Source organism: Sporosarcina sp. FSL K6-6792 (assembly GCF_038004885.1).
Taxonomy (GTDB): domain Bacteria; phylum Bacillota; class Bacilli; order Bacillales_A; family Planococcaceae; genus Sporosarcina; species Sporosarcina psychrophila.
In genome coordinates this window covers 2,375,276-2,388,554 of record NZ_JBBOSA010000001.1, presented here as the reverse complement: position 1 = coordinate 2,388,554, position 13,279 = coordinate 2,375,276, and the positions used below count along the sequence as shown (strand labels likewise).

The 13,279-nt window shown below is 39.5% G+C and carries 12 protein-coding genes and 1 riboswitch; of the genes, 10 read left to right on the top strand and 2 right to left on the bottom strand.

Annotation, left to right across the window (positions count from 1 at the left end; translation table 11 throughout):
* Positions 1–141 precede the first annotated feature (141 nt).
* The 4 genes from MKZ26_RS11665 (at position 142) to rlmD (ending at position 4,839) form a co-directional block, all read left to right on the top strand.
* Entirely contained in the window at positions 142–1,488 is a 1,347-nt protein-coding gene (locus MKZ26_RS11665; RefSeq protein ID WP_187046609.1) for a cytochrome ubiquinol oxidase subunit I, read from the top strand.
* Positions 1,485–2,510 (top strand): cytochrome d ubiquinol oxidase subunit II, encoded by a 1,026-nt coding sequence (locus tag MKZ26_RS11660; RefSeq protein WP_340766294.1) that lies wholly within the window; start codon positions 1,485–1,487, stop codon positions 2,508–2,510. The genes MKZ26_RS11665 and MKZ26_RS11660 overlap by 4 nt, the downstream gene beginning before the upstream one ends.
* Positions 2,511–2,523: 13 nt before the next feature.
* Positions 2,524–2,643 (top strand): cytochrome bd oxidase small subunit CydS, encoded by a 120-nt coding sequence (gene cydS / locus MKZ26_RS22365; RefSeq protein ID WP_399630682.1) that lies wholly within the window; start codon positions 2,524–2,526, stop codon positions 2,641–2,643.
* Positions 2,644–3,477: 834 nt separating this feature from the next.
* On the top strand, positions 3,478–4,839 hold the full coding sequence (gene rlmD, locus MKZ26_RS11655) for a 23S rRNA (uracil(1939)-C(5))-methyltransferase RlmD (RefSeq protein WP_340766293.1): 1,362 nt from the start codon (positions 3,478–3,480) through the stop codon (positions 4,837–4,839).
* Between the two features lie 50 nt (positions 4,840–4,889).
* Here rlmD and MKZ26_RS11650 read toward each other — a convergent pair whose 3' ends face one another.
* The gene (locus tag MKZ26_RS11650) at positions 4,890–5,588 is read right to left on the bottom strand and encodes a dihydropteridine reductase (RefSeq protein WP_340766292.1); all 699 of its coding nucleotides are present in this window, start codon (positions 5,586–5,588) and stop codon (positions 4,890–4,892) included.
* Between the two features lie 1,280 nt (positions 5,589–6,868).
* Here MKZ26_RS11650 and MKZ26_RS11645 point away from each other — a divergent pair.
* From MKZ26_RS11645 to MKZ26_RS11620, 6 genes are all read left to right on the top strand, one after another.
* Positions 6,869–7,711 (top strand): phosphate ABC transporter substrate-binding protein, encoded by an 843-nt coding sequence (locus MKZ26_RS11645; protein ID WP_340766291.1) that lies wholly within the window; start codon positions 6,869–6,871, stop codon positions 7,709–7,711.
* A gap of 57 nt (positions 7,712–7,768) precedes the next feature.
* On the top strand, positions 7,769–8,683 hold the full coding sequence (gene pstC / locus MKZ26_RS11640) for a phosphate ABC transporter permease subunit PstC (RefSeq protein ID WP_340766290.1): 915 nt from the start codon (positions 7,769–7,771) through the stop codon (positions 8,681–8,683).
* Between the two features lies 1 nt (position 8,684).
* On the top strand, positions 8,685–9,512 hold the full coding sequence (gene pstA / locus MKZ26_RS11635; protein ID WP_067205651.1) for a phosphate ABC transporter permease PstA: 828 nt from the start codon (positions 8,685–8,687) through the stop codon (positions 9,510–9,512).
* Positions 9,513–9,588: 76 nt separating this feature from the next.
* Positions 9,589–10,359, top strand: coding sequence for a phosphate ABC transporter ATP-binding protein PstB (pstB, locus tag MKZ26_RS11630; protein ID WP_340767645.1), 771 nt, complete (start codon positions 9,589–9,591; stop codon positions 10,357–10,359).
* 19 nt (positions 10,360–10,378) lie between these two features.
* Positions 10,379–11,032 (top strand): phosphate signaling complex protein PhoU, encoded by a 654-nt coding sequence (phoU, locus tag MKZ26_RS11625; RefSeq protein WP_340766289.1) that lies wholly within the window; start codon positions 10,379–10,381, stop codon positions 11,030–11,032.
* Positions 11,033–11,147: 115 nt separating this feature from the next.
* Complete coding sequence (locus MKZ26_RS11620) at positions 11,148–11,714, top strand: DUF4256 domain-containing protein (protein ID WP_340766288.1); 567 nt, start codon at positions 11,148–11,150, stop codon at positions 11,712–11,714.
* Between the two features lie 105 nt (positions 11,715–11,819).
* Here the strand turns inward: MKZ26_RS11620 and dapA are convergent, their stop codons facing one another.
* Positions 11,820–12,704, bottom strand: coding sequence for a 4-hydroxy-tetrahydrodipicolinate synthase (gene dapA, locus MKZ26_RS11615; protein WP_340766287.1), 885 nt, complete (start codon positions 12,702–12,704; stop codon positions 11,820–11,822).
* Positions 12,705–12,826: 122 nt separating this feature from the next.
* Positions 12,827–13,004: riboswitch (Lysine riboswitch) on the bottom strand.
* Positions 13,005–13,279: the final 275 nt, after the last annotated feature.

Sequence of the window (13,279 nt, the reverse complement as noted above, 5' to 3'; positions counted from 1 at the left end):
ATCATGATGTATTTGAAAGGACATGGTGCAAGTGTACAAAATACATGAAAAAAGACTTATATGGCTTGCATTTATTATTGCAGGAATTATGCTGTTATCAATTTTCGGTAAAATCTTCGGGAGCTAAAGGGGGATACGCAGATGGGAAATGAAGAAGCAGTCTTTTTTTCAAGGGTCTTAACCGAAACGACTTTATCATTCCATATTATTTATGCAACAATTGGCGTCGGAGTACCGTTGATGATTATGATCGCACAATGGGTTGGCATAAAGAAAAACGATGATCATTATATTTTACTTGCACGACGTTGGGCAAGAGGTTTTATCATTACAGTTGCCGTTGGTGTCGTAACAGGAACCGCAATCGGTTTACAATTATCATTGTTATGGCCTAATTTCATGGAACTTGCAGGGAACGTCATTGCACTCCCGTTATTTATGGAGACGTTTGCATTCTTTTTCGAAGCAATTTTCCTCGGTATTTACTTATATACATGGGATCGGTTTGAAAACCAGAAGAAACATTTTCTATTACTCATTCCGGTTGCCATCGGAGCATCCTTTTCTGCGGTGTTCATCACAATCGTTAACGCATTCATGAATGCACCAAGAGGGTTTGATATCGTTAATGGTGAATTCGTTAACGTCAATCCGCTACTTGCGATGTTCAATCCGGCAATGCCGACGAAAGTGGCACACGTTGTTGCGACTTCTTATATGACAGCTGCTTTTGTGCTTGCAGCGATTGCAGCGTTCCGCCTGTTAAAAGGTTCGAATCATGAGTACCATAAAAAAGCACTTTATCTAACGATGAAAGTGGGGCTTGTCTTTGCAATTGCATCCGCAATTATCGGTGACTTCTCAGGGAAATATTTAGCGGAGTATCAACCTGAGAAATTGGCTGCCGCAGAATGGCATCTTGAAACAAGTGAAAATGCGCCGCTGATAATGTACGGCATTCTCAAAGATGGAGAAGTTAAATATGCCATCGAAATACCATATGCATTATCATTCCTTGCACACGGTAGTTTTACTCAAGAGGTAGCTGGTCTGGATCAATTCCCTGAAGATGAAGTTCCGCCACTTTACATCCATTACTTATTCGACATAATGGTGTCGATTGGTATTTGGATGACCCTTCTATCGGGCGTATTTTGGTTGGGGGTTCAACGAGGTTGGAAAATGGTTTCTACGAAATGGTTCCGCTGGCTTATCGTACTCGGTGGTCCGCTTACGCTAGTAGCGATTGAAGCCGGTTGGTGGCTTGCTGAAGTTGGTAGACAGCCATGGATTCTAAGAGGCATTATGCGAACGCAGGACGCTGCTACGACGAGCGGACATGTTGACTCCATGCTTATCTTGTTCTGCTTGCTTTATCTTGTCCTAGGAGTCGGTAGTATAGTTGTACTGAGAAAAATGTTCCGCAACAATCCAGTTGAACGTGAAATTGAAGATCGTGATACGGAGAAAGGCGGCGACGTGCTATGACACTTGAGATACTAGGCATATCCGTTCTATGGACTTTCCTGTTCGGTTATATACTGATTGGTGCCATTGATTTTGGAGCAGGTTTTTTCAATGCCTACAGCACGCTCACTGGCCGTCAGCATATTTTGACCAACATTATTCAGCGCTATTTATCGCCTGTTTGGGAAGTGACCAACGTTTTCTTAGTGTTCTTCTTTGTGGGGATTATTGGGTTTTTCCCGAAAACAGCGTTTTATTATGGAACGACGTTATTAATCCCCGTCAGCATTGGGATTATCCTACTGGCCATCCGTGGTTCCTATTATGCATTTGAGACATATGGGGCGCGTGGACACAAAGGGTATTCGTTCATGTACGGCCTTGCCGGAATACTTATTCCAGCATCGCTGTCCATCGTACTTACCATTTCTGAAGGTGGATTTATCGACATGGTAAACGGCAATCCCGTACTCGATTATTGGAGGCTGTTCTCCAGTCCGTTGACCTGGTCGATCGTTGTGCTAAGCATCGCCGCAACGCTTTATATATCGGCGGTATTCCTGACTTGGTATGCGAATAAAGCACGTGATGTTGCAGCGACGAATATGATTCGGAAATATGCGCTCATCTGGGCATTGCCGACGATTATCACAGCAGGGGGCATTATATTCGAACTAAGAAATCACAATCCGGAACATTACTCTAACATCCAAAACTTCTGGCCGATGTTCCTTATCTCGTTTATCATGTTCATCGGAACGGTTTGGCTAATCTGGAAGCGCCGTAATTACGGACTCGCGTTCCTATTGCTAGTGGGACAGTTCGCCTTCGCCTTCTTTGGCTATGGTGCGTCCCATTATCCATACTTGTTGTACCCGTACTTGACGATTTACGACAGCTTCACGAACCCGGCCATGGCCATCTCGCTCATCGTGGTGTTCATCATGGGACTTGGTCTGCTGATTCCGTCATTGTACTTGCTCATGCGTCTATTCCTATTCGATAAAGACTACGTCCGCGGAAAAGGCGACTACCACGCATAAGGAGGAATGGTCCATGAATCACTTTTTAATGTTTTACGCACCTTTCATCGTCCTCATCGGGGGACTCGTCGTTGCGTTCGTTATCGCACCAATGGACGGAGCCATAAAGAAGCAGATTGAAAAAGAAAAGTAAAAGAGAGCAGACGTCGATTGTGGCGTCTGTTTTTTGTTGGTGATCGGTAGGCGGGCGTATGTGTGTGCGAACCGATCATATAAGAAGGCAACTGATCCTAAGCGTGTGCGAACCCGATCATAAAAGTAGGCAACCGATCATAAGTGCGTGCTGACCGATCATATAGGTAGGCAACCGATCACAAGCGTGTGCTGACCGATCCTAAAAGTAGGCAACCGATCATAAGTGTGTGCTGACCGATCATATAGGTAGGCAACCGATCACAAGCGTGTGCTGACCGATCCTAAAAGTAGGCAATCGATCATAAGTGTGTGCTGACCGATCATATAGGTAGACAACCGATCACAAGCGTGTGCTGACCGATCATAAAAGTAGGCAATCGATCATAAGTGCGTGCTGACCGATCATAAAAGTAGGCAACCGATCCTAAGCATGTGCGAATCGATTATAAAAGTAGGCAACCAATCCTAAGCGTGTGCGAATCGATTATAAAAGTAGGCAACCGATCCTAAGCGTGTGCGAACCGATTATATAAGTTGGTAACCAATCATAAGTGCGTGCTGACCGATCATAAAAGTAATCAATCGATCGTAAGCGTGTGCGAACCGATCATAAAAGTAGGTAACCGATCATAAGTGCACACTGACCGATCATATAGGTTAGTTTACCGATCATATGGGTGGACCAACCGAGCATATACAAGTGCAGACGAACCAAACAAAACCCGTTCCCACAGTAAAGTACATGTATTGTCTAATAGATGCCCACGCGACATCTGTTTTTTCACCCTCAGCATGGTAAACTAAAGACATCTGAAATTTGGAGGAAAATATAATGTCATATAGTGTAAATAGAAACGATCGTCTCAGCGTCTACGTAGAAGATTTAACGCACGATGGTTCGGGCGTAGCAAAAGTGGACGGCTATCCGCTTTTCATCCCCGGTGTGCTTCCAGGCGAAGAGGTTGATATACAAGTAGGTAAAACATTGAAAAATTACGGCTTTGGCAGGCTGTTAAATATAACGAAAGCATCCCCTGATCGTGTAAAACCGCCTTGTCATGTATTCTCAGAATGCGGTGGATGTCAGATGCAACACTTGTCTTACGAAGGTCAACTTGTGCAAAAGCGTAAAACAGTACGTGATGTAATGGACCGTGTCGCAAAACTCCCCCATGTGCCAGTGCACCCAGTAAAAGGGATGGACGACCCTTGGCGCTACCGTAATAAATCACAAATCCCTTTCAGTGAGCGGGATGGCAAAGTTGTTTCTGGATTTTATAAATCGCGTACACATCACATCGTCGACACGGATATCTGTCTCATCCAAAGTCACGAAGCAGATGACCTAATGGCTATGTTGAAATATGAGCTACATGCAATCGGCGTTGATGCCTATGATGAAAAGACTCACTTAGGTTTGCTTCGTCACTTAATTGTCCGTAAAGGACGTACCTCAGGCGAAGTGATGGTTGTTTTAGTAACGCGCAAAAAGAAATTTACGCAGAAAGATGCAGCCATAGAACTTATTAAACGTGTCGTTCCAAATGTAACGTCAATTATGCAAAACTTTAACACCGAGAGAACGAACGTTATTTTCGGTGATGAAACAGTTTTGTTATACGGGAAACCGGTTATTGTCGATTCAATCGGCAACATCGATTTTGAAATATCTGCACGCTCTTTCTACCAAGTGAATCCTGTACAGACGGAAGTCCTTTATGGACAGGCACTAGAATATGCTCAGTTGACAGGAAACGAATCCGTCATCGATGCGTATTGCGGTATTGGTACAATTTCGTTGTTCATCGCACAAAAAGCAAAAGAAGTTTATGGCGTCGAAATCGTTCCCGAAGCAATCGAAGACGCTAAACGTAACGCGGAATTGAATGGCATAAATAACGTTCATTTCGAAGCAGGCCCTGCTGAAGTCGTCATTCCGAAATGGTATGCAGACGGCAACCGATTTGACGTGCTAGTTGTTGACCCACCGCGTAAAGGCTGCGACGAAGAACTTTTGAAAACAATTTTGGAGTATAAGCCAAAACGTGTTGTTTACGTATCGTGTAATCCAGGTACACTTGCACGGGATTTACGCATACTTGAAGATGGCGGTTATCGCACGCAGGAAGTACAGCCGGTTGATATGTTCCCTCATTCGAGTCATGTGGAGTGTGTGGCTTGGTTGGAGATTTAATTTGAGGATAAGGAAACCGGGAAAAGGTGAATCTTTTCCCGGTTTTAAAATCATAAAAACTCAGACAGTTGCTGTTGACGTTTATCGAGCATAATTTGTTCTGGTTTGATCCCTTGTTCACGCAGCAATTCAATATTCTGCATGAGGAATTCGTCACTGCCAACTATATAGAACTGTCCGTCTTTATCGGCAGTTAGATTTTTCACTTCTTCATAGTAGTCTTTCCGATTATCGACGAACCGTGATATGAATTTCTTATCAGGTGCAGATTCAAAAATAGTAGAGAATAGGAAATCCTTTGACGAATCGATGTTTAAGGAATGAACTTGATTGACGTTTTCCGCACGTTCAAAGTAATCAAGTACAAGTGGTCTGAAAGTTGCCAGGCCAACGCCTGATGACAATAGATAAACATTTTTGTTTTCTCTTTTAAGTGGTATATTCGAATGAGTTTTAAATATTGCAACTTCATTGCCAACTTCAAGATTTCTTAAGGTCGCTTTAAACTCGGAGCAATGTTCTCTGATACGTGTTGTAATGCCAATTGAATTTTCATGAGGTAAAGTGGATATTGACATGTGGCGAATTAAGCCACGGTTCGGCTTATCTCCAGCGTTAAAACCTTTAAGTGCGAAATGAGTGTGGGAACCTTCCTCCCATGAAAAGTCCTCCGGACGATCGAGCAAGTATGTTTTCACTTCAGGAGTTTCTTCAATAATTTTATTTATTTTAGTCCAGTATATTTCCATTATACTCTCCCTTTACATTTATATTTTCTGTCACTATTAAATATATAGTAGTTGATAACGATTATCAATTAAATGGTTTTTTATTTCAAGTCTTGCAAAAAAACTTTAATTAAATCAGGTTAGCTAGAATGCTTAATAAAAAGTTCCTATGTAACATTGAACTATGAATCCAATGTTGCGTGCGAAAATTAATTTCTTCATGCTCACTTCTTGTTAGTTAAAGTATTTGATGACAAACAACTATTTAAAAGGGAAGCAACTGAAATAATTACATGAACGATGGTTTAGGTGAATACACATATGTCGAATGCGTTGCATGGTTGGAGATTTGAAACGAGATATTGAATGAAAGGTGAAGAATCGTTTTTAACTTGATTCTTCACCTTTTATGTTGAGTAATATATGCCACTCACCATGTAATTGGCTCTTATACAGACATAGTCAAACGATAAATAGGCAGGGTAATTGTGAATTGGTATGGGGAATTTCATCGGTAAACTGGTTAGATAGGATAAATAGAGAGGTGTAGCCAAAGTATATAGTGCCATCTTTTATCCAATTGGAGATTTTTATATAATTTCTTTGATGCAATTCGAAACGAACAGTTTTATATTGTTCCTTAAAAGCTTTATTCGAAGAGGTGGCATGGTTAGACTTACATACTATATAAATGTAAAAAGCTTGAGGATTCAAATTTGAATCCTCAAGCTTTTTACAATTCCGGTGATTAATATGTCGAATTTAAGAATTAATAAGAAACTAAATAAACAACATAATTGATTTAAAGATTTTAAGCTCTTCATAACGGGTATAGAGGTAATCAATAGGGCGTCCAAAATCAATTAGATTGCCCAAATAATCGGTCATCATCCCTTTACAGTTAATAGTTATAGGTCTGCTTACAAAGAAGGGAATATCACTCGGTAAACCTTCAAAACCATCAGTGGAACAAAAGGCGGTTCTTTTGGAAACTGTGTTCTACGACATGACGAGATGATTACACAGCTTTGTGTGAGACTATAAAATTGAAATCATGTATTCAATCTACTTAGAATAACTGTGAAATAAATGGAAGGTATTTAAGTTTTAGTTTTAACTCATCCTAAGTTATCTTGTCGAGCATTAATTCTTAACAATTTTTAACATAAAGTATCTTGCTTTTAATGAAATTTACAAAAGCTTTACAAAATACCTGTTGAAAATTTACACTAGGCGATTATTCTAGTATTAGACAAGATACGACATAGAAAAGTTCCTAACCTATTTCTAGGAGGTCACAAATGACTAGGTTGAAAAGAGTGAAAACGGGATTATTAATGCTGTCTCTAATTACTATACTATCCGCATGTACAAGCAATGATGAACCTAACGCACAAGCGTCAAAAGGTAGTAATGCCACCGTGTCTATTTCGGGTTCAACATCTGTAGGGCCGCTTGCTGAAAAACTAGCCCACAAATATTCAGAGCAAGACAATACGAATATTGAAATAAACCAAATTGGTTCATCTGCGGGTATTACCAACGCAATCAGTGGCGTGTCTGAAATCGGTATGTCTTCACGAGATTTAAAGGATGAAGAAATAGCGAGTGGATTGAACGAGGTCGTTATTGCTTATGATGGAATTGTAGTAGTGACTCATCCAACTAACAAAATAAAAGATCTTACGATGGAGCAAGTAAAGAAGATTTTTACTGGAGTTGTGACGAACTGGAAAGAACTTGGTGGAGATGATATGGAAATCGTTGTTGTCTCTCGCGAGGATGGTTCAGGTTCACGTGATGCTTTCCAAGAAATTGTCGATTACAGCTCTGGCGAATTAATAAGAAATGCAATTATTGCAAGTGGTAACGGTAATATTAAAACAACAGTAGGGAACAATAAACATGCAGTGGGCTTTATTTCATTTGAATATATCGATGACTCCATTTCGACAATCGACATTAATGGCGTAGCAGCAAATGCAGAAAATGTTCTAAAAGAACAATACAGTTTGTCTAGACCATTCTTATTTCTATATAAAGAAGGTCAATTAACAGAGGATGGCCAACGATTTATAGATTTCATCTTAAGTGAAGATGGACAACTCATTGCAGCTGAAGCAGGAGCCATTCCTATAAAATAAAAGATTCTTAAAGAAAACGGAACCATAATTTTGAGTGTGATTTTGGAGGAATAAAGTGTGTCTATCCCAACAACTAACGAGCAGGCCGTAGCAATCGGTAAAGCAAATAAAAGGAAGTATTTGTTAGAGAAGGTGTCTTCAAGAATTTTCTTGATTTGCGCACTTCTTTCAGTTATCACTTTATTGTTAATCATTGGATTTGTATTTTATAAAGGAGCTCATCCCTTTGTAGCAGGTGGCTATAGCTTTATAGATTTTATTTTTGGTACTGATTGGGTACCGAGTGAAGATAAATTCGGTATATTCCCAATGATTGTTGCATCAATTTATGCAACAGTTGGAGCATTAATTATTGGGGTTCCTATTGGCTTATTTACAGCAATTTTCTTGGCGGAAATTGCTTCTAAAAAGGTAGCTAGAATTATTTCACCGGCCATTCAATTACTAGCTGGTATTCCATCTGTATTATACGGTGTATTTGGACTTGCGATCATTGTTCCATTTTTACAAGATACGTTCGGTTTAGTGAAAGGACAAAGTTTACTAGCTGTTATTCTTGTGCTAGCAATCATGATGTTACCCACAATTGTGACTGTAGCAGAGACGGCGATTCGTGCGGTCCCTCATACATATCGTGAAGGATCATTAGCGCTTGGCGTATCTCATATTGGAACAATATTTAAAGTCATTGTCCCAGCAGCTAAGTCAGGAATTATGACGGCAATCGTATTAGGTTTAGGTAGGGCCATTGGGGAAACGATGGCAGTTATCTTAGTAGCTGGTAATAGTTTAATCGTCCCTACGAGCTTAACAGATAGTGTTCGTCCACTGACGACAAATGTTGCTTTAGAAATGGGCTATGCATTCGGTACACATCAAGAAATGTTGTTTGCAACGGGAATTGTTTTATTCTCATTTATACTAATTTTGAATTTTGTATTAGCCAGAATCAGTGCGAAGGGTGGCAACTAAGATGAGGCAATTTAAAGATAACTTGTTACGTGGACTTTTATGGTTCTCGGCTTTCTTATCGGTTGCTGTCCTCGTTATGATTGTGGGGTTCATCTTTTATAAAGGATTTCGTTTAATCAGCTTCGATTTCATCTTTGGCGATTATTCACCAACTGGAGGCGGCGGTATTTGGCCAATGATTGTAACAACGGTCTACACAATTGTTATTTCATTGATCATCGCAACGCCCATTGGGATATTAGCGGCCGTTTACTTGCAAGAATACGCGAAACAAGGGCGTTTGGTAAGAATCATACGTTTTGCAACAGAAAGTTTGACAGGAATCCCCTCGATTATTTACGGTTTGTTTGGGGCAGTATTCTTTGTAACAACCTTAAAGTTAGGTATGTCCATTATTGCTGCTTCATTAACATTAACGATTATTGTTTTGCCTGTCATCATCCGAACAACAGAAGAAGCATTGAAAACAGTACCGGCTTCCTATCGTGAAGGTTCGTTAGCACTTGGAACAACGAAGCTACAAACCTTATACAAGGTGATTTTACCTAATGCCATGCCGGGGATATTATCGGGTATCATCCTCTCTGTTGGACGAATTGTTGGGGAGTCAGCTGCTATTTTCTTAACAGCCGGAACTGTTGCTGCCATGCCAAATGGAATCTTTTCTTCGGCTCGAACGTTAACGGTTCATTCCTATTTAGTCACACAAGAATCGGGAGACATTGAACTTGCTGCAGCAGTGGGGATCGTCTTAATCGTTCTCATTTTGATCATCAACCTTTCAGCAACCTACATATCAAAAAAGTTAAACAAAGGAACCAACAAATAAGGAGTGCTTATCAATGAGTACAGCAGTAATGGAACCAGCAATCACACAAAATCAAGTAGGAAAGGTATTTGCGCATATGGAGCAACATAAAGTAGGTACATCGAAAATTAATGTAACGGATTTGAATTTATTCTATGGTGAGAAACAAGCGCTGTTCGGCGTCGATCTTGCTATTCGTGCAAATGAGGTTACTGCTTTAATCGGTCCTTCAGGTTGTGGCAAATCCACTTTTTTACGAACATTAAACCGAATGAATGATTTAATTGATGGTGTGAAAATTACAGGTGAAGTTGTCATTGATCAGGAAAAAATTTATAATTCAAGTGATGTAATTAAATTACGCACAAAAGTGGGAATGGTATTTCAAAAACCAAATTTATTCCCAATGAGCATTTACGATAATGTTGCCTATGGTCCAAAGGGGCAAGGCATAAAAAATAAAAAAGAATTAAATCGAATTGTGGAAGAAAGTTTACGCGGAGCCGCGATTTGGGAAGAGGTAAAAGACCGTCTTAAAACATCAGCACTAGGTTTGTCTGGTGGTCAGCAACAACGTGTTTGCATTGCACGTGCCATTGCAATGAAACCAGATGTTATATTAATGGACGAGCCTACTTCCGCACTCGACCCGATTTCTACATTAAAAGTCGAAGAACTAATCACGAAATTGAAAAAAGAGTATACGATTGTTATTGTTACTCATAACATGCAACAAGCTGCACGAATCTCTGATAAAACAGCGTTTTTCTTAAATGGAGAAGTTGTTGAATACGATGATACAGATAATATTTTCTCTACGCCAAAAGATCAAAGAACCGAAGATTATGTCACAGGTCGATTCGGATAACAGGGGGTAACAAAGGATCATGCGTGAAAACTTCGAGAAAAATTTAGAGGAATTAAAAAGTAAAATCACCGAAATGGGTGAACTATCAATTATTGCCTTAGAAAAATCAGTTAAAGCCTTGAAAACACAAGATGTTGAAATTGCTATAAAAACCATAGAGGGAGATACAGCAATAGATAAACTTGAAGTGGAAATTAACCAGTTTGCAATCTGGATTATGGCAAAAGAAGCGCCTGTTTCAAGGGATTTACGCGAAATTATTGGTGTACTTAAAATTTCGTCTGAAATTGAACGGATTGCGGATTTTGCCGTAAATATTGCAAAATCAACCATTAAGATTGGTCAGGCAACATCTTTACTGGAACTTACACATATAGAGAAGATGAATAAACTATCAATTGAAATGCTCCGAAAAGCACTCCAATCTTTTTTGGAGGAAAATATGGTACTTGCTAAAGAAGTTGGCGACTTAGAGGATGAAGTGGATCAATGCAGTCGTGAAAACTATAAAAAACTGACTACGTATCTAAGTGAACATCCAGAAGAAACAAATCAGCTTGTTCAATTATTATTTGTAAATCGTTATCTTGAAAGAACAGCAGACCATATCACAAATATCGCTGAAAGCGCAGCGTATTTGATTAAAGGTCAAATATATGATTTCAATTCATAAAAATAAACCGGAGGAGAAAAATGAAAATTTTTCTCCTCCGGTTTTATTTAAGGTAGCTCGTTATAAAAATTAAGGGTATTCTATACATAATGAAAAAGTAGGGGAGGAAACTAGTATGACAAAGAGAAATAAGGAGTTGTCACTAGAACAAGGTGAAGAATTACTCGAAATATTGAAAGCTCGTTTTGAGAAAAACATGAATCGCCATAAAGAACTTGAATGGAGTAAAGTCCAAGCGAAGTTGGAAGCGAATACTGAAAAACTATGGTCGCTTAATGAGATGGAAATAACCGGTGGTGAACCGGATGTAGTTGGTCATGATAAAAAGTCGGACGAATATATTTTTTATGACTGTTCAATAGAAAGCCCTAAAGGTCGTAGAAGCGTTTGTTACGACCTTGAAGCGTTGGAGTCAAGAAAAAAGCATAAACCAGAAAATAATGCTCTTGATATGGCTTCCGACATGGGCATTGAGCTTTTAACGGAAGAACAATACCGGGAGTTGCAGGAACTTGGAAAGTTCGATATGAAAACATCGAGCTGGGTGCAAACACCTGCTAATATTAGAAAACTCGGTGGGGCTATCTTTTGTGATTGGCGCTACGACACTGTCTTCGTGTATCACAATGGAGCAGAATCCTACTATGCTGCCAGGGGGTTCCGTGGCTCGCTGAGGGTCTAAATTTTGCACCCACTAAGCTTATAGACGATGAGATAGAGTGATGGGTGCCAGGTTCTTATTGATTTGTGAATTGTTTTAGAACCTGGTACCCTTCACAATGGTTTATTAAGAAGTTACTTTTTCATGGATATCTAGTGTTCGTTGTAGTGAACTTAGTTGTTCATCGTTTAAAGGAATCATAGGTAAGCGGACACCACCGACAGGGATTCCTTTTAAATTCAAAGCTGCTTTTACAGGTGATGGATTTGGAGCAGCAAAAAGCGCTTTCATTATTGGTAGTAGTCTACGATGATCCCTAGCTGCCTCTTGAATATTACCGCTTTTGAAATGTTTAATCATCGTTTGCATTTCACTTCCTATAATATGGGATGCTACAGAAATAACACCTGTTCCACCAATTGATAACACTGGGATTGTTAAACCGTCATCACCGCTATACAATGAAAAATCTTCAGGTGTATGAGTAATAATTTCGACCATCGCATCTAAATCACCGCTTGCCTCTTTAATAGAAACGATATTAGGTATTTTTGAAAGGCGAATGACTGTTTCAGCAGATATGTTGACAACACTGCGTCCGGGAACATTATAAAGTATAATCGGTAAAGATGTGACCTCCGAAATTGTCTTAAAGTGTTGATATAATCCTTCTTGAGATGGGTTGTTATAGTATGGCGCAACGAGCATAATACCATCGACACCTACATCTTCTGCAAGTATTGTTAGTTCAATTGATGCTTTTGTGTTGTTCGAGCCTGTACCAGCAATCACCGGAACTCTGCCATTCACAACGTCCACTGTAAACTTAAATAATTTGACCTTTTCTTCTTCTGTTAACGTCGGAGACTCTCCTGTTGTACCAGATACCACTAAGCCATCTGTTCCATTAGCAATTAAATAATTAATTAAGTTTTTTGTAGCTTGAAAATCAATTTCACCATTTTCATCAAAAGGAGTCACCATAGCAGTTAATACTTGTCCGAAATTCATTATTTCTCCACATCCTATAATTTATTTTAAAAAAATAGAGGAAGAAGGGCAGTTAGTGAATGAACGCAAAAAAGCAACAACAAGGGCTCGTTGTTGCAGTAGAAATAATAAATTATTTCTTTGCATAAGATAGCCCTCCATATAGTTTCCTATATGACAATTCTGTGTTTATTCAACACAGAACCAGCTTCAAGAAAATGAGATTCTCTCCACTTCGGCAAATTCCCCTTTCCACAAATGTCACAGGATCTCATCATCCTCCACGTGTGTACTGATGGTCTTTGCGCCTCTATCCTTACTTCAAAATTTTTGAAATAAGTGAATTTCTAATTAGACAAACCTTACCTCTATTCTAACGCAATTGCAAGGGAAAGGTGTCGAGTTCTAGAAAGGTTCTGAATTTAATGGGGACTTGATATTCTTTTAAATGTTATCACGTCTATTGATGACCCATTTATTTGAATAAAATACTAGTGAGAAGGGCTTGATGACCTTCATTTTCACTGGACTATTTCGGGTACTCTTGAACGTTGCATAATGTGCTTCTTGCTTACTTTTAAGAAAGACTATGCATC

Excerpts from the sequence above, each read along its gene's own strand:
- MKZ26_RS11665 (WP_187046609.1), top strand. The coding sequence starts at position 142 with ATGGGAAATGAAGAAGCAGTCTTTTTTTCAAGGGTCTTAACCGAAACG.
- MKZ26_RS11660 (WP_340766294.1), top strand. The coding sequence starts at position 1,485 with ATGACACTTGAGATACTAGGCATATCCGTTCTATGGACTTTCCTGTTC.
- cydS (WP_399630682.1), top strand. The coding sequence starts at position 2,524 with ATGAATCACTTTTTAATGTTTTACGCACCTTTCATCGTCCTCATCGGG.
- rlmD (WP_340766293.1), top strand. The coding sequence starts at position 3,478 with ATGTCATATAGTGTAAATAGAAACGATCGTCTCAGCGTCTACGTAGAA.
- MKZ26_RS11650 (WP_340766292.1), bottom strand. The coding sequence starts at position 5,588 with ATGGAAATATACTGGACTAAAATAAATAAAATTATTGAAGAAACTCCT.
- MKZ26_RS11645 (WP_340766291.1), top strand. The coding sequence starts at position 6,869 with ATGACTAGGTTGAAAAGAGTGAAAACGGGATTATTAATGCTGTCTCTA.
- pstA (WP_067205651.1), top strand. The coding sequence starts at position 8,685 with ATGAGGCAATTTAAAGATAACTTGTTACGTGGACTTTTATGGTTCTCG.
- pstB (WP_340767645.1), top strand. The coding sequence starts at position 9,589 with ATGGAGCAACATAAAGTAGGTACATCGAAAATTAATGTAACGGATTTG.
- phoU (WP_340766289.1), top strand. The coding sequence starts at position 10,379 with ATGCGTGAAAACTTCGAGAAAAATTTAGAGGAATTAAAAAGTAAAATC.
- MKZ26_RS11620 (WP_340766288.1), top strand. The coding sequence starts at position 11,148 with ATGACAAAGAGAAATAAGGAGTTGTCACTAGAACAAGGTGAAGAATTA.
- dapA (WP_340766287.1), bottom strand. The coding sequence starts at position 12,704 with ATGAATTTCGGACAAGTATTAACTGCTATGGTGACTCCTTTTGATGAA.